Annotated in this window: 17 protein-coding genes; 11 read left to right on the top strand and 6 right to left on the bottom strand. The window is 70.4% G+C overall.

Annotation, left to right across the window (positions count from 1 at the left end):
- Window positions 1–77: 77 nt before the first annotated feature.
- Both OHU89_RS05375 and OHU89_RS05380 read right to left on the bottom strand, forming a co-directional pair.
- Window positions 78–2,435, bottom strand: a complete 2,358-nt coding sequence (locus OHU89_RS05375) for an ABC transporter permease (protein WP_405640278.1) — start codon at window positions 2,433–2,435, stop codon at window positions 78–80.
- Window positions 2,432–3,124, bottom strand: a complete 693-nt coding sequence (locus OHU89_RS05380) for an ABC transporter ATP-binding protein (protein ID WP_405640280.1) — start codon at window positions 3,122–3,124, stop codon at window positions 2,432–2,434. The genes OHU89_RS05375 and OHU89_RS05380 overlap by 4 nt, the downstream gene beginning before the upstream one ends.
- Before the next feature lie 205 nt (window positions 3,125–3,329).
- Here OHU89_RS05380 and OHU89_RS05385 point away from each other — a divergent pair, with 205 nt between their 5' ends.
- From OHU89_RS05385 to OHU89_RS05400, 4 genes are all read left to right on the top strand, one after another.
- Window positions 3,330–4,613, top strand: a complete 1,284-nt coding sequence (locus OHU89_RS05385; protein ID WP_405640282.1) for a sensor histidine kinase — start codon at window positions 3,330–3,332, stop codon at window positions 4,611–4,613.
- Complete coding sequence (locus OHU89_RS05390) at window positions 4,610–5,293, top strand: response regulator (RefSeq protein WP_405654318.1); 684 nt, start codon at window positions 4,610–4,612, stop codon at window positions 5,291–5,293. Before OHU89_RS05385 ends, OHU89_RS05390 begins: the two co-directional genes overlap by 4 nt.
- Window positions 5,294–5,509: 216 nt before the next feature.
- Window positions 5,510–6,685, top strand: a complete 1,176-nt coding sequence (locus OHU89_RS05395; protein WP_405640284.1) for an alanine--tRNA ligase-related protein — start codon at window positions 5,510–5,512, stop codon at window positions 6,683–6,685.
- 18 nt (window positions 6,686–6,703) lie between these two features.
- Window positions 6,704–7,369: a formylglycine-generating enzyme family protein gene (locus OHU89_RS05400; RefSeq protein WP_405654320.1), complete on the top strand. Its 666-nt coding sequence runs from the start codon at window positions 6,704–6,706 to the stop codon at window positions 7,367–7,369.
- Window positions 7,370–7,375: 6 nt separating this feature from the next.
- On the opposite strand, the gene OHU89_RS05405 is transcribed toward OHU89_RS05400, so the two are convergent.
- Window positions 7,376–7,900, bottom strand: a complete 525-nt coding sequence (locus OHU89_RS05405; protein WP_405640286.1) for a hypothetical protein — start codon at window positions 7,898–7,900, stop codon at window positions 7,376–7,378.
- A gap of 189 nt (window positions 7,901–8,089) precedes the next feature.
- Here OHU89_RS05405 and OHU89_RS05410 point away from each other — a divergent pair, with 189 nt between their 5' ends.
- Genes OHU89_RS05410 through OHU89_RS05430 form a run of 5 tightly spaced genes read left to right on the top strand, consistent with a single transcriptional unit; the run spans window position 8,090 to window position 13,450 of the window.
- Complete coding sequence (locus OHU89_RS05410; RefSeq protein WP_405640288.1) at window positions 8,090–9,418, top strand: ABC transporter substrate-binding protein; 1,329 nt, start codon at window positions 8,090–8,092, stop codon at window positions 9,416–9,418.
- Window positions 9,415–10,329 carry a carbohydrate ABC transporter permease gene (locus OHU89_RS05415; protein WP_267016603.1) on the top strand — a complete coding sequence of 305 codons (915 nt, stop codon included), beginning with the start codon at window positions 9,415–9,417 and terminating at the stop codon, window positions 10,327–10,329. The genes OHU89_RS05410 and OHU89_RS05415 overlap by 4 nt, the downstream gene beginning before the upstream one ends.
- Window positions 10,326–11,270, top strand: coding sequence for a carbohydrate ABC transporter permease (locus tag OHU89_RS05420; protein ID WP_405640291.1), 945 nt, complete (start codon window positions 10,326–10,328; stop codon window positions 11,268–11,270). The genes OHU89_RS05415 and OHU89_RS05420 overlap by 4 nt, the downstream gene beginning before the upstream one ends.
- A 24-nt stretch (window positions 11,271–11,294) precedes the next feature.
- Window positions 11,295–12,203, top strand: coding sequence for a 5-dehydro-4-deoxyglucarate dehydratase (locus OHU89_RS05425; RefSeq protein ID WP_405640293.1), 909 nt, complete (start codon window positions 11,295–11,297; stop codon window positions 12,201–12,203).
- Window positions 12,200–13,450 carry a glucarate dehydratase family protein gene (locus OHU89_RS05430; RefSeq protein ID WP_405640295.1) on the top strand — a complete coding sequence of 417 codons (1,251 nt, stop codon included), beginning with the start codon at window positions 12,200–12,202 and terminating at the stop codon, window positions 13,448–13,450. The genes OHU89_RS05425 and OHU89_RS05430 overlap by 4 nt, the downstream gene beginning before the upstream one ends.
- On the opposite strand, the gene OHU89_RS05435 is transcribed toward OHU89_RS05430, so the two are convergent.
- Window positions 13,451–14,983, bottom strand: coding sequence for a methionine--tRNA ligase (locus OHU89_RS05435; protein ID WP_405640297.1), 1,533 nt, complete (start codon window positions 14,981–14,983; stop codon window positions 13,451–13,453).
- A gap of 217 nt (window positions 14,984–15,200) precedes the next feature.
- On the opposite strand from OHU89_RS05435, the gene OHU89_RS05440 reads away from it, so the two are divergent.
- Complete coding sequence (locus tag OHU89_RS05440; RefSeq protein ID WP_266897089.1) at window positions 15,201–15,494, top strand: hypothetical protein; 294 nt, start codon at window positions 15,201–15,203, stop codon at window positions 15,492–15,494.
- On the opposite strand, the gene OHU89_RS05445 is transcribed toward OHU89_RS05440, so the two are convergent.
- The gene (locus tag OHU89_RS05445; protein ID WP_405640299.1) at window positions 15,467–16,168 is read right to left on the bottom strand and encodes a DNA polymerase beta superfamily protein; all 702 of its coding nucleotides are present in this window, start codon (window positions 16,166–16,168) and stop codon (window positions 15,467–15,469) included. The two genes, OHU89_RS05440 and OHU89_RS05445, sit on opposite strands and share 28 nt — an antisense overlap.
- Window positions 16,169–16,367: 199 nt before the next feature.
- Here OHU89_RS05445 and OHU89_RS05450 point away from each other — a divergent pair, with 199 nt between their 5' ends.
- Window positions 16,368–17,030, top strand: coding sequence for a lipoprotein (locus OHU89_RS05450; RefSeq protein WP_405640302.1), 663 nt, complete (start codon window positions 16,368–16,370; stop codon window positions 17,028–17,030).
- A gap of 69 nt (window positions 17,031–17,099) precedes the next feature.
- Here OHU89_RS05450 and OHU89_RS05455 read toward each other — a convergent pair whose 3' ends face one another.
- On the bottom strand, window positions 17,100–18,452 hold the full coding sequence (locus OHU89_RS05455; RefSeq protein WP_405640304.1) for an endo-1,4-beta-xylanase: 1,353 nt from the start codon (window positions 18,450–18,452) through the stop codon (window positions 17,100–17,102).
- Window positions 18,453–18,541: the final 89 nt, after the last annotated feature.

Consider the following 18,541-nt stretch of genomic DNA (forward strand, 5'->3'; position numbering starts at 1 on the left):
GTTGAGTGCTCAATGATCACCCGCGGGGGCACTTATGTGGAATTCTCGTAATGAAACTGTGCTGATGGCGCGAGCGGTTACTCCGTGCGCAAGGCCGTCGCCGTGCGGGCCTTGGCCGCCCAGCCCGCCGGAAGCAGCGCGCCCAGTACGGCGATGCCGACCCCGGCCAGACCCAGCAGGACCAGTTCGAGGGCGTCGTACACCTCCAGGACCGACGGCGGCAGCCCGGTGCCCGCGGCCTCCGCCATCTCCGGCAGCACGAAGCCGTGCAGGGCGAATCCGGCCGGCACCCCGACGAGTCCGCCGAGAATGCCGATCCCGGCCACCGAGGCGAGCACGAGGCTCACGGTCTGCCGCGGCGTCATACCGAGCGCCTTGCACACCCCCAGGTCGTGGACGCGCTCGCGGGTGTCGAGGACCACGGAGTTGAGGACCCCGAGTCCGGCCACGGAGATGAGCATGAGGGTCAGGAGCGCGGCCATCGCGTTCAGGACGATGAGGAGGTTGTCCTGCTCGGAGACGGAGTTGGCGAAGGCGTCGGCCCCAAGAGGCTCTACTGCCGCGGCGAGTGCCTCGGCGTACTCGGTCGGGGAGACGCCCTCCTTCACATCGACCCGGAACTCGGTGGGCTCGACGGCCGGGAAGTCGGCGATGTCCGCGTGGATCTCCAGCGTGTCGTCTGAGGTGTCGAAGGCTTCGCCCACGATCCGCATGGTGGCCGTGTCCTTGCCGGCGGTCACCCGCACGGTGTCGCCGATCTCCGTGCCGGTGGTCTCGAGGAAGTGGGAGGAGACGATGACCTGGCCGGGGCCGGTGATCCAGTGGCCGGAGATCATGGCGTAGCTGCCGGAGCTCGAGTCACCGTCGTAGAGGGTGACCCGGACGGTGCCGGAGACTCCGGACACCGTGGCTTCCTCCTGGGCCACGCCGTAGTACAGGGCGGTGCCCGACTGTGCCTTGATGGCGGCGCTCACCTTCGCCGGGTCGGCCCGTGTGGGGGCGGGGGCGTTCGGTGCGGGGACGTGTTCGCCCTTGGCGATGGTGGGACCGCCCGCGAAGACGCTCACGTCGTTGCGGCTCTCGGGGTCCCCGGCCGCCGCCACTTCGTTCAGTGACGAGGTCAGCCCCAGCGCGAAGGTCGCCGCGACCGTGCCGAAGGCCACGGCGAGGAGCATCGCGAGGGTACGGACCGGGTGGGCGAAGGGGCTCGCCAGACCGTAGGTCACCGCGCGGGGCAGCGGCAGCCGGCCCGCCGCCCGGTGTGCCCACTGGCCGCGTCCCGTCCGGGGTGCCCGGCCGACGGCGATGGCCTCCACGGTCCGCAGCCGTCCGGCCCGCAGCGCGGGGACCAGCGCCGCGATCCCGACGACGAGCAGGGCGACGGCAGCCACCAGGACGTCCACCCACCAGGCGACCGTCAGCGAGACCGTGCCGTAGACCGTCTCGGTGTCCTCCAGGAGCGGCAGAGCCATGAGGTTGCCCAGGACGACACCCAGCGCGATACCGGCGCCGGCCGGGAGGAGTGCCTGGGCGACGTAGGCGCGGACGACTTCGCGCGGAGTGAAGCCGATGGCCTTGAGGATGCCGATCCTGCGCAGGCTGGTCCCGACCGCGCCGCTGATCACGCTGCCGACGATGATCACCGACATGACGATGCCGAGCACGCCGAAGGCGATGAGGAACGGGATCGTCGGGGCGGCGTTCTGGTCGGCGGCGCGCTTGGTGTCCAGGTAGGACTGGCTGCCGAGAAGCGCACCGGACGGCACGGCGGCTGCGAGCTGCTTCCGGTCGGCGGCGATCTGGCTCTTGGTGCCGGCGGAGTCGAAGCGGTAGAGCATCTGGCTCGTGGCCGGGGTGTCCTTCGACCCGAGTGCCTGCACCTGGGCGGGGGTCGCCCAGGCGTCGGCGGTCTTGCCGACGGACAGGGCGAATCCGACGATGGTGAGCGTCGGGCTGTTGTCGGCGTCCGAGGTCTTGAGGGTGGAGCCCAGCTTGAAGGCGGGGCCCTCGAACGACTCCGAGAGTGCGATCTCACCGGTCTTCGTCGGCCACCGGCCCGACTTGAGGTCCAGTCGCTCCACGTCGCTGTCCGGGTCGGACCGGCCGACCAGCGTCATCGCCGGTGTCTTGCGCCCCTGGTCGTCCACCCCGTGGATCGTCGTGGAGGGGTAGGGCCCCGCGGTCCCGGCGACGCCGTCCAGCGTGCCCGTGGCCGTCAGCTGGGCCGTGCTCACCTTGGCGGGGTCGAACTCCGCGGTGAGATGGGCCCCGTTCTGCCGGGAGAAGGCGCGGTCGAAGGGGGCGTTGGTGGCGACCATGAGCGAGCCGGCGACCACCGCCGAGGCCACGGCCATCATCGTGGCCAGGGCGATCACCACGGTCTGCACCCGGCGCCGGCCGACCCCGGACCGTACGACCCGCCCGAGGGCGCTCATCGCACGGCCTCCGTCCGGGTGTCGAGGGCGAGGTGGCCGTCGACCAGGTGGATCGTGCGGCTCGCGCACGCCTCGGCGAGGGCCGGGTCGTGGGTGACGAGCACGATGGTCTGCCCGCCGCGGTGCAGGTCGACCAGCAGCTCCCGGACGTCCGCGCCCGAGGCGCTGTCCAGGGCGCCGGTCGGCTCGTCGGCGAGCAGCAGCGCCGGCCGGTTGACCAACGCCCGGGCCACCGCGACCCGTTGACGCTCGCCGCCGGAGAGCCGGCCGGGGTAGGCGCCGGCGTGCTTCTGGATGCCCAGCACCTCCATGAGCTCCCCGGCCCGGGTGGCCGCCTTGCGCCGGGAGGTGCCGGTCAGCTGGGCGGGCAGCTGGATGTTGTCGGCGACGGTGAGATCGTCGAGCAGGTTGAAGAACTGGAAGACCATGCCGATCTGTTCGCGGCGGAACCGGGCCAGCGCGTGCTCGCCCATCCGGTCGACCTGCTGTCCGGCCACGGTCACGGTGCCCGTGGTGGGCTTGTCGAGGCCCGCGACGAGGTTCAGCAGGGTGGACTTGCCGCTGCCGGAGGGGCCGGTGACGGCGAGGGCCTCGCCCTGGGCGACACCGAGGTCGATCGGTCCGAGCGCGGGTGCGCCGGCACTGTCGTAGCGCTTTGCCACGCCCGTCAGTTCGATCACATGAGTCATGGAGTCGGTCCTCGCGTCGAAGGGGTTCAGGCTCAGCGAAGGTAGGGGCGCGGGCTCGTTCGCCGCGTCGCCCGGGGCACCGACATGGGGCCCTTCCCGCGGAGGACCCGATCGCGGGGTCATCCCTGCGAAGTACGCCCCGAGGACGGTTCGTCGGCCTCACAGGCGGACGCGTCCGCGTCGGCACGGGCCCCACAATGTGCCGATGGAGACCGTGAACCGTTGGCTGCGTCAGGTGCGTGCCGCCGTGCGGCCGGAGCCGAGGCGTACCCCGCTGTCGCGGCGTGCGCTCAGTGCCGACGTCGTACTGGCGGTGCTGCTGACCGTGGTCGCGCTGCTGGTGGCGGCGCGCTATCCCGGCGACGGGCCGGCCAGCCTGGGCAACGTGAGGTACGGGGCCCCGGACGCGCCCTCTCCTCCCGTGCCACCGGAACCGCGGTTCATCCCGGAAGAGGAGTACTCCACGCCCTGGCCGCTGATCGTCCTGTCGGCGCTGCCTCTTGCCGTCCGGCGCAGGTTCCCGCTCGCCGCGTTCGCGGTGCTGATGACCGCGGTGCTGGCCATCGGCGACGACGCCTCCTGGATCAACGTGCTGACCTGTGTCATCGCCGCGTACAGCGCCGTCATGCACAGCCGGCACCGGACGGTGGCGACGGCGGCGATGGTCTTCGCGGCGGTGCTGGCCGGCTTCGCCTTCCGGGAGACGGAGCCCATCCTGCCGGGGTGGTCGAGCCCTGCGGTGGTCCTGCTGATCGCGGGGGTGACGGCCGGTCTCGTCCGCTACTGGCGACGGCGTCTGTCGGCCGACCGCGAGCGGCTCGCGCAGTTCCAGCGGGACCAGGAGGAGGCGATGCACCGGGCCGTGGAGGAGGAACGGGCCCGCATAGCCGCCGAGTTGCACGACGTCGTGACCCACAATGTGAGCGTGATGGTCATTCAGGCGGGGGCGGCGCGCAAGGTGATGGACGTGGCGCCGCAGCGGTCGAAGGAAGCGCTGCTGGCGGTCGAGGCGGGCGGCCGGGCCGCGATGGCCGAACTGCGCCATGTGATGGGCCTGTTGGCCGCCCCGGACGCGGAGCAGCCCGATGCCCTGGAACCCCAGCCCGGCCTCGCGCAGCTCGACGCGCTGATCGTGCGGGTGCGCGCCGCCGGGACTCCGGTGGGCGTCGCGGTCTCGCTCCCACCCGACCCGTTGCCGCCAGGGATCGATCTGACGGCGTACCGCGTCGTGCAGGAGGCGCTGACCAACACGATCAAACACGCGCCGGGCGCGGAAGCCTCGGTCGCGATCGGCTACGCCGAGGAGGTCCTCCAGATCGAGGTCATCGACACCGGAGCCGTCCGTGACGCCCCGCAGACGGAGGGGAACGGCCGGGGGCTGATCGGGCTGCGAGAGCGACTCGCGGTCTACGGCGGCGAGTTGACCGCCGGTCCGACCCTCGCCGGCGGCTATCGCGTCCGGGCCCTCATCCCGTGGCGGACGGCATGAGCGGGCCGGAGCTGCGCGCCGTCATCGCCGACGACCAAGCCCTCGTACGGACCGGCTTCGGGATGATCCTCGCCGCGGACGGCATCGAGGTCACCGCCGAGGCCGCCGACGGGGCGGAGGCGGTCGACGCGGTCCGCCGCACCCGGCCGGACGTGGTCCTCATGGACATCCGGATGCCGGGGATGGACGGGATCGAGGCGACGCGCCGCATTCTCACGGAGGAGGGCGCGGACGGCCCCCGGGTCATCATCCTCACCACGTACGACCTCGACCACTACGTGTACGCCGCGCTCACCGCCGGCGCCAGCGGCTTCCTGCTCAAGGACGTCACCCCGGAGCATCTGGTGGCCTCCGTACGACTGGTGCAGTCCGGGGACGCGCTGCTCGCGCCGGCGATCACCCGCCGGCTGATCGAGCGCTTCGCGCACCGCGAGGAGGCCCGTCCGGCTCCCGGCCTGCACCGTGACCTCTCCGGCCTGACACCGCGCGAGATGGAGGTGCTCCGGCTGCTGGCGACGGGTCTGAGCAACGCCGAGCTCGCCGACCGGCTCTTCCTCAGCCCGACCACGGTCAAGACCCACGTCGGCCGCATCCTGTCGAAGCTGGATCTGCGCGACCGGGTCCAGGCGGTCGTCCTGGCGTACGAGACCGGGCTGATCACTCCGGGCGGGACGGACTGAAAACCGGAGGACGTCCCCGGCACCGCCGGTTACCGTTGATCCATGGAGGTCATCGAGCACACCCACACCGCAGCCGCGCGAGCGACCAGCTCCCCGGCTGCCGACGCCTGACCTCACCCCTCCCCCGGCGGCCGGAAACGGACCGCCGGTGCAGTGCGCCTTCTTCTTCTCTGTCCCGCGGTTCTTTCCGGTCCCCCGACCCGAAGGAACACCGCCATGAACACGGACCGGATCCTGCGCACCTTCACGGACTTCTACGTCGAGCGCGGACACCACCTCATCACCGGCAGCACCCTGCTGCCGCCGCCGTCGGACCCGGTGCTGTTCACCACGTCCGGCATGCACCCCCTCACCCCGTACCTGGAAGGCCGCCCGCACCCTCGGGGCCGGCGCCTGGTCAACGTCCAGCGCTGTCTGCGCACCACCGACCTCGACGAGATCGGCGACTCCACGCATCTGACGGTCTTCGAGATGCTGGGCTCCTGGTCGCTCGGCGACTACGGCCATTCGCAGAGCCTGCGCTGGGGACACGAGCTGCTGCACGACGGATTCGGCATCCCGGACGGGCAGTTGTACGTCACGGTCTTCGGCGGGGACGACCAGGTCGGCCCCGACACCGAATCCCTGTGCACCTGGGGGGAGTTGGGGATGCCCGTGGAACAGACCCGCGAGGACAACTGGTGGTCCAACGGCCCCGTCGGCCCGTGCGGACCCGACTCAGAGATCTTCCTCTGGACCGGCGACACCCCACCGGAGGGCACCCCCACCACCGACCCGCGCTGGGTCGAGGTCTGGAACCACGTCAGCATGCGCTACCGCCGCCACGAGGACGGCAGCCTCTCCCCGCTGTCGCAGCCCTCCATCGACACGGGCATGGGTCTGGAACGCCTCGTGACCGTGCTCCAGGGCCACGACTCGGTCTACGACACCGACCTGTTCGAGCCCTGGACGCGTCTGCTTCCGCCGCTGTGGGACCTGGACGGGACGCCGTCGCTACGGCTGGTCTGCGACCATCTGCGGTCCGGCATCGTCGTCATCGGCGACGGCGTCCGGCCGTCCAACACGGGCCGCGGCTATGTCCTGCGGCGCCTGGCCCGCCGTGTCCTCACCACCCTCTGGCAGCACGACCCCACCCGCACCCTGTCCGACCTGCCGCCGGAACTCGTCGAGCACACCCTGGACCACTTCCGCCTGTCCGGCGACACCACCCCGGTCCTCAAGGTGCTCCTGGACGAGGAGCGCCGCTTCGGCAAGCTCCTGGAACAGGGCCGGCGGATCCTCTCCCGCCCGCAGTACCAAGGGGAGTTGGGCGACGAGGACTACCACTACCTCCATGACACCCACGGCCTGCCCCGCGATCTCGTCGTCGGGCTGCAGGGCCTGCGCCGATAGACTCCCCCGCTCATGGACATGATCACCGTCCCGGCCGGGCGGGTCACGCTGTCGGACCGCAGGACGCAGCGCAGTTGGGCGGTCGAGGTCGCGGCCTGCGGACTCGCGGCGCACCCCGTCACCCAGGCACTGTACGAGCAGGTCACCGGTCTGCGTCCCACCGCGGCCGACGGGGAGCGGCTGCCGGTCGAGGGCGTCTCGTGGTGGGACGCGGTCGGTTTCTGCAACGCCCTGTCCGAACGCGAGGGGCTGAAGCCCGCCTACCGTCTCGCCTCCGGCGGTGATCACGTCGACTGGGACGCCTCGGCCGACGGCTACCGGCTGCCGACCGAGGCGGAGTGGGAGCACGCGTGCCGCGCCGGGACGACCGGCCCGCGCTACGGCCCTCTGGACGACATCGCGTGGTACCGCGGCAACTCGGACGAGCGGATCCGCGAGGTGGGCGGCAAACGACCCAACGCGTGGGGGCTGCACGACACCCTCGGCAACGTGTGGGAGTGGTGCTGGGACGTGTACGACGCCGAGGTCTACGGCAGCTACCGGGTACTGCGCGGCGGTGGCTGGTTCGACGAGCACTGGAGCTGCCGGGCCTCCGTGCGGCGCCGCAGTCATCCCACGTTCCGGGTGGACGACGTGGGGTTCCGCGTGGCCCGGTCGGGTCAGGGCCGGGGCCCCATGTCCTGAACGCTCTCAGGCGATGAGCGCCTGGTCCGGCGACCCCAGCCGCTCCAGGAGCCGGGCGTGGTGCAGCTCGGCCACGGGCGCGACCAGGTCGGGGTGGCGCAGCAGGGCCGCCGCCCGCCGGTCGTGCTCGTCCGGGGCGAGCAGGCGCCGGAACTCGAAGGGCGTCCCGGCCGTGTGGTCGCCCTCCCCCACCGCGGCCACGGCGAGGCGGGCCAGTTCCGGGTCGGTCAGCAGACAGGCGGCCCAGCTCGCGACGACCTCGTCCACCCAGGTGCGCCAGGCCTCGCCGTCGGCACTGTCGTGCCGGTCCGCGCCGGTGATCCAGTCGAGTCGTGCGGCACCGCCGGGTCCCGCCATCTCGACCAGCGCGGCATCCATCGACGTGGGGTGGCGCAGCCATGCCGCGACCGTGACGGCCTGCCGGGCCTGCACCTCGCACAGGGCCGAGGCCAGGGCGCCGCCGGAGGCGGGGAAGGCGCACGTCAGCCACTGGGCGGTGGCCGCGATGACCGGGGAGAGAGCTGCTTGCACTGGCGAACCGTCCGAACCGCTGCTTGGGGGGAGTGCGGAAACGGTAGCCCGTGGAGTGGGTCCGTGGGGGAAGTTGTGACCTCGGTGAAATCTCCGATCCATGTCTTGACATACCCCGGTAACGATTCTTAGCTTGGGCGATCATTTAGATTCGTGAAGCCAGTTCACGGATATGAACGGAGAATGTTCATGGGCGATCGCCGACGAAGTCGCCGCCTGGCCGCCGTGCTCGCCGTCACGGCGCTGGCGTTCGGAACGGCCGCCTGCGGCTCCGGTTCCGACAGCGCCGGCGGCGGAGACCCGAACACGCTCGAGGTGTGGACCCGCAGCAACCCGGATCCGGCCGCCACCTATGAGCGGGTCTTCGCCGCCTTCACCAAGAAGACCGGCATAAAGATCGACTACCAGCCGGTCATCAACTTCGACCAGCAGCTGCAGAGCCGCGCGTCCACCAAGGACCTGCCGGACGTCATGATCAACGACACGGCGCTGATGGGCAGTTACCAGAGCCAGGGCCTGCTCAAGCCCGTCACCCCCGCCTCCATCGCGGGCAGCGACCAGATCACCGACAAGACCTGGTCCTCCACCGTCGGCATCGACGGCAGGCACTACGGCATCCCGTACTCGCGCCAGGCACAGACCCTGATGATCCGCACGGACTGGCTCAAGAAGCTCGGCCTGAAGGCGCCCACGACCTGGCAGCAACTCCTCACCGTCGCCAAGGCGTTCGCCACCCGTGACCCGGACGGCGACGGCAAGGCCGACACCTACGGCATGGTCGTCCCCGGCAGCGCCCAGAACGGCTACGCCGCCTGGTGGGGCGCCAGCTTCCTCTGGCAGGGCGGCGCCCAGATCATCAAGGCGGACGGCAAGGGCACCTACACCCCCGCCATGGACTCGACGGCCGCCGTGAACACCGTGACCTGGATGAAGGACAACCTCTTCTGCGGTGACAACGCTGTCATCCAGCCCGGCGCCGTCACCGCGGTCACCGGCACCGCCACCAACTTCCAGAACGGCAACGCCGGGATGTACCTCACCGGCCCCTACAACATCGCCACCTTCGACACGACCCTCGGCAAGGACAAGTACGAGGTGGTCCCGGCCCCCGCGGGCCCGGCCGGCGACGACGTGCTGGCCGACGGCGAGAACATCTACTTCGGCGCCAAGACCGGCAAGACGAAGCAGGAGCAGGCGCTGGCCGCGTTCCTGATCTCGCCGCAGGGCCAGCAGCTCGCCATGACCGGCAAGAACCAGCCCGTCGTCCGCATCCCCGTCAACTCCACGCTGGACGCGGCCGAGGTGCGCAACGACCCCCGCTGGAGCGTGGTGCAGAAGGCGTACGAGGACGCCTCGCAGCAGTTCCCCAACGCACCCGACTTCGCCCCCATCAAACAGGACACCGCCGACAGCCTGAACGCCGTCTTCACCTACTGCGGCAGTGATGTGCGCTCCCAGCTGGGGGAGCTCAACGAGACCCTCGCCGGCGACCTCAAGGACCAGGACCTGTTGAAATGACCGCTACCGTGACCACCCCCGCGGCGCGCAGAGTCTTCGGCGCGATCAGCAAGAAGGCCGTCATCCCGTGGCTGTTCCTGGCGCCGGGTCTGCTGCTCGCCCTCGTCTTCAAGTTCTGGCCGATGGCCAAGGGCGTCTGGCTCAGCTTCCACGACGTACGCCCCTTCCTCGGCGACAAGTGGACCGGCCTCGACAACTACACCCGGGTCCTGAGCGACCACCGCTTCCAGGACGCCATCGGGCACACCCTGGTCCTCGGCATCGGCCAGTCGCTCGGCGCGATCCTCCTCGGCTTCGTCCTCGCCCTGCTCCTCGAAGGCCAGGCACGCTCACTGAAGTTCATCCGTACCGCGGTCTTCCTGCCTGCCGTCACCGCGACCGCGGTCGTCGGTGAGCTGTGGCGGCTGATGTACTACCCGACCTCCGACGGCCTCCTCAACAGCGGCCTCCATCTGCTCGGGCTCGGGCCCGTTCAGTACCTCGACGACCCGAACCTCGCCCTGTACTCGACGATGGTCATGGGCATCTGGATCTGGGCCCCGTACAACATGGTGATCATCCTCGCCGGCCTAGCCGGAGTGGACCGCACGCTGTACGAGGCCGCGGCGATGGACGGCGTCTCGCTCTGGCAGCGGCTGCGCCACGTCACCCTGCCCGCGATCCGTCCCGCACTCAGCATCGTCCTCACGCTCGCCGCGATCCGCGGACTGCGCGTGTTCACCGAGGTCTACGTCCTCACCGGCGGCGGCCCCGCCGGATCCACCGAGGTCTGGATGACCCGCGCCTACACCCTCGGCTTCACCCGCAACGACATCGGCGGCGCCTCCGCGGCCTCGGTCGTGCTGCTCTGCGTGACGCTGCTGCTCACCGTCACGGTCAACCACTTCCGCAAGAGGGGAGACGTGCGATGAGCGCCCCCGTCATCGAGCCCGTCCGTCCGGTCGCCGCGAAGCCACCGTCCCGGAGATCCTCCAAGCCCCAGCGCACCACGCCGGCCCGCTTCGACACCGCACTCGGCTGGAACGACAAGCCGGGACTGGCCTGGACCCTGCGGATCCTGCTCTGCGCGATAGCCCTGGGCATCTTCGCCGCCCCGTTCCTGACCATCTTCTCGGGTGCCTTCAGCACCAACCCCAGCGGCTCCTCGCTGTCGTTCCTGCCGCACGACGGCACGCTGCTCAACTTCAAGGTGGCGGGCGAGCGCGGCATCTGGGACTACCTCGGCAACTCCCTCGTCATCGCGGGCGGCGGACTGCTGCTCCAGCTGGTGGTGTGCACGCTCGCCGCGTATGCGCTGGCCCGGCACCGGTTCCGCGGCCAGGCGCTGATCATGATGCTGTTCATGATGACGCTGATGCTCCCCGAGGAGGTCATCGCGATCCCGCTGTCGCTGGTCCTCGGAGATGTCCCGGTGGTCCACCTGGACCTCAAGGGCACGGTGTGGGGCGTCATCCTGCCGCTGGGCGCCTGGGGCTTCTCGGTGATGATGCTGACCGAGTTCATGAAGGACATCCCCACCGAGATCGAGGAAGCGGCCCGTCTCGACGGCGTCGGCGAGCTGCGCATGCTCTGGCAGGTCGTCCTGCCGCTGTGCAAGCCCGCGCTCGGCGTGGCCGGCGTGCTCGGCTTCATCATGATCTGGGACCAGTACCTGCTGCCCCTGATCGCCTCCAAGGACCCCACCGATTACACGGTCACCGTCGCCCTGTCCATCCTGCGCACCGACCCCGAGGTCGGCTCCGGGGTGGTGCTGGCCGGTGCGGTCATCGCCCTCATCCCCAGCCTGATCGTCTATCTGCTCCTCCAGCGCTCGCTGGTCACCGGCATCGCCGCCGGCGCCACCAAGGGCTGAGCACACCGTAGTTACGAGGGAGACATGAAGTTCCAAGGAGTGCTGTTCTTCCCGGTCACGCCGTTCGCCCCGGACGGCTCGCTGGACGAGGAACGGCTCGCGCGGCACATCGAGGCCGGAGTCACAGCGGGCGCGGGCGGCGTGTTCGTCGCCTGCGGCACCGGTGAGTTCCACGCGCTGACCGCCGACGAGCTGGAGCGGGCGACCCGGGTCGCGGTCGAGACGACCGCGGGCCGCGTGCCCGTCCTGGCCGCGGCGGGCGGACCGACACCGGTCGCCCGCGACCACGCCGTCCGCGTGGCACGGGCCGGCGCCGACGGCATCCTGCTGCTGCCGCCCTACCTGGTGACGGCACCGCAGCAGGGCCTGGTGCGCTACGTCGAGGAGGTCACCGCCGTCACCGACCTCCCGATGATCTTCTACCAGCGCGGCACGGCCCGTCTGACGGAGACGACGGCCGCCGAGATCGCCGCGCTGCCCAAGGTCGCCGGCCTCAAGGACGGCCTCGGCGACATCGAGCGGATGCACCGCATCGTCCGCGCGGTGCGCGCCCTGCCGGACGGGCAGGACTTCCAGTTCTTCAACGGCCTTCCCACGGCCGAGATGACCGCGCCCGCCTACCAGGGCATCGGTGTCGGCCTGTACTCCTCGGCGGTGTTCGCCTTCGCCCCCGAGATCGCCCTGGCCTTCCACCGGGCGCTCGCCGAGGGCGACGAGGCGCTGCTGTCGACGCTCCTGGACGAGTTCTACGGCCCGCTCGTCGCACTCCGCGACGAGGTACCCGGATACGCCGTGGCCCTGGTCAAGGCGGGCGTGACGCTGCGCGGCCTGGACGTGGGCGGCGTGCGGGCCCCGCTCCTGGACCCCACCCCGGAACACGTGGCCCGCCTCGCGAAACTCATCGACCACGGCCTGGAGGTGGTCGGCGCATGAACCCCACCAGGATCAGGGAACTGATCGTCACCCCGATCGCCTTCCGTGACCCGCCGCTGCTCAACTCCAACGGCGTCCACGAGCCCCTCGCCCTGCGGATCATCCTCCAACTCGTCCTGGAGAACGGCACGGTGGGCCTGGGCGAGTCCCCCGGCGGAACGGCCCGCCTGGCACGCCTCGAGGCGGCCGCGCAGGTGGTCCCCGGCATGGACGTCTTCGACACGACGGCCGTCTCGGCGGCGATCGACGCCGATCTCCTCCCCACCGTCCCCAGCTCCCACGAACGCGGCTGGACCACCTCGGCCGTGGAGGTCGCCTGCCTCGACGCCCAGGGCAAGCTGCTGGGCCGCCCGGTCAGCGACCTGCTGGGCGGGAAGGTCCGGGACGCGGTGCCCTTCGCCGCGTACCTCTTCTACAAGTGGGCCGAACACCCCGCCCTCGACGGACGGGTGGCGATCGGCGACGACTGGGGCGAGGCCCTGGACCCGGCCGGGATCGTGGAACAGGCCCGGCTGATGCAGGAGCGGTACGGCTTCCGTTCCTTCAAGCTCAAGGGCGGTGTCTTCCCTCCCGACGAGGAGATCGCCGCGATCAAGGCACTGGCCGAGGCCTTCCCCGGCCAGCCGCTGCGCCTGGACCCCAACACGGCCTGGACGGTGCAGACATCGCGGTACGTCGCCCGTGAACTGGACGGCGTACTGGAGTACCTGGAGGACCCGACGAGGGGAATCGAGGGCATGGCCGAGGTGGCCGAGGACTGCCCTCTCCCCCTGGCGACCAACATGTGCGTGATCGCCTGGGAGCACCTGAAGCCCGCGATCGAGCAGAACGCGATCCAGGTGCTCCTCACCGACCACCACTACTGGGGCGGTCTGCGCCGCACCCGCGAACTGGCGGCCGTCTGCGAGGCGTTCGGACTCGCCCTCTCCATGCACTCCAACTCCCACCTCGGCATCAGCCTGGCCGCCATGACCCACGTCGCCGCGGCCATCCCCAACCTCGACCACTCCTGCGACACCCACTACCCGTGGAACTTCGCCGACGACGTGATCGTCCCCGGCGTCCTGGAACTGCGCGACGGCCACGTCAAGGTCCCCACCGGCCCCGGTCTGGGCGTCGAGCTGAACCACGACGCCCTCGACCGGCTCCACCACCTGTACCTGGACTCCGGCGTGCGCTCCCGCGACGACACCGGATACATGCAACGCTTCGACCCGTCCTACGAGTTGAAGCTGCCACGCTGGTGATCAGCGCCGCTCCTGGAGGCGGGCGAAGAGTGGTTCCGTCTCCGGGAGGGTGCCGTCGACGGGGGTCACCCGGCGTTTGACGTGCTCCGCCGCGCCGGGGATGAAGGGCCGTAGCTCGTCGGCCAGAGCGCGGCATGCCGTGACCAGTGCGGCGAGCACCGCGTCGAGGCGTTCGGCGGCGTCGGTGTTGCCGTGCCGTTCCGCTCTGGCCAGTTCCCAGGGGCGGGTCGCGTCGATGCAGCGGTTGGCCTCCTCCACGATGTCCCAGGCCGCGTCGGCGGCCCGGCGGAAGTCGAAGTCGGCCAGCGCGGCGTCGATGCGGCCGGGTGCCTCACGGCATACGTCCAGCAGCGTCGCCACGGGGAACCGGTCGGTCCCCGGTGAGGGCACGGACCCGCCGCGGTAGCGGTGGATCATCGTCACGATCCGGTGGACCAGGTTGCCCAGGCCACCGGCGAAGTCGGCGTCGGCGCGGGCGATCAGCCGCTCGGTGGTGAAGTCGGCGTCCCCGACCCGGGGGACGTCGCGCAGCAGCCACCAGCGGACGGCGTCCGTGCCGTAGCCGGCGGCCAGTGAGACGGGGTCGACGGCCGTCCCGTTTCCCGACTTGCTGATCTTCCGCCCGCCGACCGTCAGATAGTCGTGGACGAGGATGTCGGTGGGCAGCGGCAGACCCGCCGACAGCAGCATGGCCGGCCAGTACACGGCGTGGAACCGCACGACGCCCTTGCCGACGAGGTGGATACGGCGGTCCCCGGCCGCCCACCACTGCGCGTAGGCGGGGTCGTCGGTGCCGTAGCCGAGGCTGGTGACGTAGTTGCCCAGGGCGTCCCACCACACGTAGACGACCTGCTCGGGGTCGCCGGGGACGGGGATGCCCCAGCCGCGGGCGCGGGTGTGGGAGCGGGAGACGGAGAAGTCGTGCAGGCCGCCGGCGATGAGCGCGAGGACCTCGTTGCGGCGAGCGGCGGGCTCGATGCGCAGGGTGCCGTCGGTGATCAGCGCGTGGAGGCGGTCGGCATACCGGGACAGCCGGAAGAACCAGTTCTCCTCCGCGACGAGCTGGGGTTCGGTGCCGTGCTCGCCGCATCTGCCGTCGACGAGTTCGTCGGGCGTGTAGAACTGCTCGCAGCCGACGCAGTACAGCCCCTCGTACTGCTTGCGGTACAGATCACCCGTCTCCGCGCAGCGCCGCCACAGTCGCTCCACGCCAGTGCGGTGGCGGGGGTCGCTGCTGGTGCGGATGAAGTCGTCCAGCGACAACGCCAGCGGGTCGCGCAGCGCGGCGAACGCGTCGGCGTTGCGGTCGACGAACTCCCGCACGTCGACGCCCTCGGCCTCCGCGGCGAGAACGTTCTTCAGGGAGTTGTCGTCCGTCCCGCTCAACAGCCGCACCTGCCCGCCGCGCTGCCGGAGGTGCCGGAGGTGCCGGGCCAGCGTGTCCGCCTGCACGAGCTCCAGGGCGAAGCCCAGGTGCGGCCGGGCATTGACGTACGGAATGGTCGTGGTGATGTAGTGCCGTGGTCCGGTCATCGGTCCTCCTACCGGCAACGGGACCAGATCCGCACCACGCGCAAAGGCCCCGTTCCGGGGGCCTCGGTATCGGTGCGCGTGCGCGCTCAGCAGCCCCGGTGCGGGGGCATCATGCGGTGCTGAGGCGTAGGCGTGATCATGGGATCGAGGGTAGCAACGGGGTCCGTCGCCGGGCATCCGGTTTTACGGACAGCCTGGTTCGCTAAGGTCGGGCGCCATGACGGTTCAACTGTGCGTGTTGCTCTGGGCCCGGCCGGGCGCCGCCGCCGCGCTGGCCGCGTACGAGGACAAGGTGCTGTCCCTGCTGGGCGAGCACGGCGGGCGGGTGGTGCAGCGGGCCCGTGCCGACGGAAGCGACGGCCGCCCCGACGAGATCCAGTTGATCGAGTTCGCCACGCAGGACGGGTACGACGGGTTCATGACGGATGGGCGCCGCACCGCCCTCGCGGACGAGCGGGACGCCGCCGTCGCGCGCACCGACCTCTACCCCGTCGAGCTGAGCCGGGCGTAGAAGTGGTCGCGGACCCGGTGCAGCCAAGCCTCCACCGCCGCCTCGTCGGGGTGGTCCGGCAACACCGTGCGGGTCTCGTCGAACGCCGTCTCGTAGTACGCGAGCAGAGGACGGGCCACTGAGGCGTCGGCGGCGACCCGTTCGCCGAACTCCCGGTACTCCTCGGGGTTTTCGACGCGGATCGTGAGGTGGCCGGTGGCGTACAGTTCCAGGCCCTGGTGGCACAGTCGCTTGAGGTGCCGGGCGTGCTTGGAGGTGCGTTTGCGGGTCTCCGCGGAGGAGGAGCGGTCGGCCCGGCTCTCGAGACGGCGGAACTGCTGGGTGGCGTAGCCGAGATAGGCGTCCCGGACCCGCTTCGCGCTCAGGAACGACGTGCGCAGGCCGATCAGTTCGTCGCCGAGCGGAGTGCGCACTTCGTACAACTCCGTTGGCAGCCAGGCGAGTTCCATGGCGGTGGGGTTGCCGCCCAGAGCGAGCCGGCACCACTTCGCGGCCTCGTGCAGGGTACGGTCCGGGGCCGTGCTGACGTGGGACTCCTTCGGCCCGTGGAGGCCGTGCAGGGACTCGGTGGGTGCGGCGAACATGCCGAGGCGGTCCACGTCGGAGCCTTCATGGGCGAGGCCGTAGGCGGTGGAGCCGACGATGCCGGACAGCAGTACGTTCGGGACGGTCACGTCGGCCACCTTTCGGATCGGGGGTGTGGCGCTCCATTGTGCTGACCTGCACGGATGCGGTCACTCGGTTTTTCTCCGATGCCCGGTCGGCGAAGGCACCTCCCGGGTACGGCCTGTCGGTGGCCTCCGCTAATGTGTGCGCCCTGAACCGAGGGGAGACATCGAAGTGCTGGTCAGGGCGGGGAATGCAGGGCGTCGGATGGCTTACGTGGCCTTGCTGGCGGGGGTGTTGGCGGGCTGTTCGGAGGCCGCCGACGACAAGAAGGACGCGAAGACGTCCGCGAGTGCGTCGGCGAGCGCCGGGCAGGCCGCCGAGAGCGGCGACAGCATCGGGGCGGCCGGCTCAGCGTGCGAGCTGCCCGTGAGTTTCGACCTCGCCAAGGACTGGGAGGCGGAGGCCATCGACTCCGCGGCCGCCCAGGACAAGGCCTCGCCGACCGATTCCGGCGGTCTCGAGGACGAGATCTCCGAGGAGGTCCTCGACTCCCTCCTCCGCCAGGGTCCGGTCGCCGCCGCGTGCGAGGTCGACGCCAAGCCGGCCGGCTACATCGGCTTCCTGCGGATCTGGACCGGCGAGCCCGGCGACGACGACGCACGCACCGTGCTGGAGGAGTTCGTCGCGGCCGAGGACGACTCCAGCAAGGCGAAGTACAGCTCCTTCAAGTCGGGCGAGCTCGCCGGTGTCGAGGTGGAGTACGTCGTCACGAGCGAGCTCCTGGACGAGACGAAGAAGGAGAGTGCCTTCGCCGTCACCACCCCGGACGGCCCCGTCGTCGTGCACCTCGGCGGTATGGACACCGAGGAGCACGAGAAGATGGCCCCGGCGTTCGAACTGGCGAAGAAGACCCTCCAGAAGGTCTGACAGACGGCCTGAGCCGTTCCGGTGCGGCGGACGGGTCCGCCGCACCGGAACGTTGGCATCACACCATGGTCAGGACGCCGTACAGGATCCGAGGACGGGCGCCGCGGTGCTGCCGTTCTTCATGACCGTGAAGCCGAAGCTCGTCGACGCGCCGGCCGCCAGGCTGCCGTTGCCGTTCGGCTTCATGGTCATCACGTTGCCGCTGCTGTCCCAGGTGGGCGTGCCGTTCCAGGTCGAGGAGACCTTCTGCGGGGACGTCAGGGTGACGGTCGTGGTCCAGGTACTGATCGCGGCGCTGCCCGCGGTGATGGTCACCTTGCCGTTGAAGCGGTCGCTCCACTCCTCCTGCTTGCTGTAGGAGACGGTGCAGGCGGCACTACCGCCACCGCCGCCCGAGCCGGTGCCGCCGAGGGCTGTCAGTGCGGCCGTGTAGGCGGCCTTCTTGGCGTAGTTGCCGTCGAAGAGCAGCGGTGTGCCGCTGGCGCGCCAGGAGTACTTGTCGGTGACGCCCCACACGGTGATGCCGGTGCAGCGGGAGACGGCCAGGCAGGCCTTGACGACGTTGCTGTAGCTAGTGGCCTGGGCCGTGCCGGAGCCTTCGATGTCCAGCTCGGTGATCTGCACGTCGACGCCGAGGTCGGCGAAGCGCTGCAGATTGGCCTGGTAGTCGGAGGGCACCGGGGAGTCGCTGTTGAAGTGGGACTGGAAGCCCACGCAGTCGAGGGGCACCCCGCGCGCCTTGAAGTCCTTGACCAGGTTGTAGACGGCGGTGCTCTTCGCGTTGACGCCGTCGGTGTTGTAGTCGTTGTAGCAGAGCTTGGCCGCCGGGTCCGCGGCGCGGGCCGTGCGGAATGCCTCCTCGATGAAGCCGTTGCCGAGCTTGTCCTGGAAGGGTGAGCTGCGCCGGGCGCCGCTGCTGCCGTCCTGGAAGGCCTCGTTGACCACGTCCCAGGAGTGGATCTTGCCCTTGTAGTGGGTCATGACCTGGGTGATGTGGTTGTTCATCGCCGTCCTGAGGTCGGCGGCGGCGAGGCCGGATACCCAGCCGGGCAGCTGGGAGTGCCACACCAGCGTGTGGCCGCGGACCTTCATCCCCTTGCTCTGTGCGTGGCTGACGATCTGGTCGGCGGACGTGTAGGTGAACGAGTTGCGGGTGCTCTCGACCGCGTCCCATTTCATCTCGTTCTCGGGCGTGACCGAGTTGAATTCGGTGTCGAGCGTGGAGACGTACGCGGATTCGCCCAGGTGGTTCGCGGCGACCGCGGCCCCGAAGTAGCGGCCCTTCTCGGCCGCGGCCGTACCGAGGGTGCTCGCGGCGTCGGCGGTTCCCGACAGGGCGGTGACGCCTGCTGCCGCGAGCAGGCTCGCCATGCCGAGAACCAGTGCCTTGCGGGGCAGGAGAATGGATCTGCGGGTAACCATCTCACTCCGTCCGTTCGAAAGTTTCGGTATGATTCCGGAATCGCGCCGAGACCCTACGAGCGGCGCATCACACCGTCAACAGGCCGCAC

This window comes from Streptomyces sp. NBC_00019, assembly GCF_045041015.1.
Classification (GTDB): Bacteria; Actinomycetota; Actinomycetes; order Streptomycetales; family Streptomycetaceae; genus Streptomyces.

Excerpts from the sequence above, each read along its gene's own strand:
- OHU89_RS05375 (WP_405640278.1), bottom strand. The coding sequence starts at position 2,435 with ATGAGCGCCCTCGGGCGGGTCGTACGGTCCGGGGTCGGCCGGCGCCGG.
- OHU89_RS05380 (WP_405640280.1), bottom strand. The coding sequence starts at position 3,124 with ATGACTCATGTGATCGAACTGACGGGCGTGGCAAAGCGCTACGACAGT.
- OHU89_RS05385 (WP_405640282.1), top strand. The coding sequence starts at position 3,330 with ATGGAGACCGTGAACCGTTGGCTGCGTCAGGTGCGTGCCGCCGTGCGG.
- OHU89_RS05390 (WP_405654318.1), top strand. The coding sequence starts at position 4,610 with ATGAGCGGGCCGGAGCTGCGCGCCGTCATCGCCGACGACCAAGCCCTC.
- OHU89_RS05395 (WP_405640284.1), top strand. The coding sequence starts at position 5,510 with ATGAACACGGACCGGATCCTGCGCACCTTCACGGACTTCTACGTCGAG.
- OHU89_RS05400 (WP_405654320.1), top strand. The coding sequence starts at position 6,704 with ATGATCACCGTCCCGGCCGGGCGGGTCACGCTGTCGGACCGCAGGACG.
- OHU89_RS05410 (WP_405640288.1), top strand. The coding sequence starts at position 8,090 with ATGGGCGATCGCCGACGAAGTCGCCGCCTGGCCGCCGTGCTCGCCGTC.
- OHU89_RS05415 (WP_267016603.1), top strand. The coding sequence starts at position 9,415 with ATGACCGCTACCGTGACCACCCCCGCGGCGCGCAGAGTCTTCGGCGCG.
- OHU89_RS05420 (WP_405640291.1), top strand. The coding sequence starts at position 10,326 with ATGAGCGCCCCCGTCATCGAGCCCGTCCGTCCGGTCGCCGCGAAGCCA.
- OHU89_RS05425 (WP_405640293.1), top strand. The coding sequence starts at position 11,295 with ATGAAGTTCCAAGGAGTGCTGTTCTTCCCGGTCACGCCGTTCGCCCCG.
- OHU89_RS05430 (WP_405640295.1), top strand. The coding sequence starts at position 12,200 with ATGAACCCCACCAGGATCAGGGAACTGATCGTCACCCCGATCGCCTTC.
- OHU89_RS05435 (WP_405640297.1), bottom strand. The coding sequence starts at position 14,983 with ATGACCGGACCACGGCACTACATCACCACGACCATTCCGTACGTCAAT.
- OHU89_RS05440 (WP_266897089.1), top strand. The coding sequence starts at position 15,201 with ATGACGGTTCAACTGTGCGTGTTGCTCTGGGCCCGGCCGGGCGCCGCC.
- OHU89_RS05450 (WP_405640302.1), top strand. The coding sequence starts at position 16,368 with ATGGCTTACGTGGCCTTGCTGGCGGGGGTGTTGGCGGGCTGTTCGGAG.
- OHU89_RS05455 (WP_405640304.1), bottom strand. The coding sequence starts at position 18,452 with ATGGTTACCCGCAGATCCATTCTCCTGCCCCGCAAGGCACTGGTTCTC.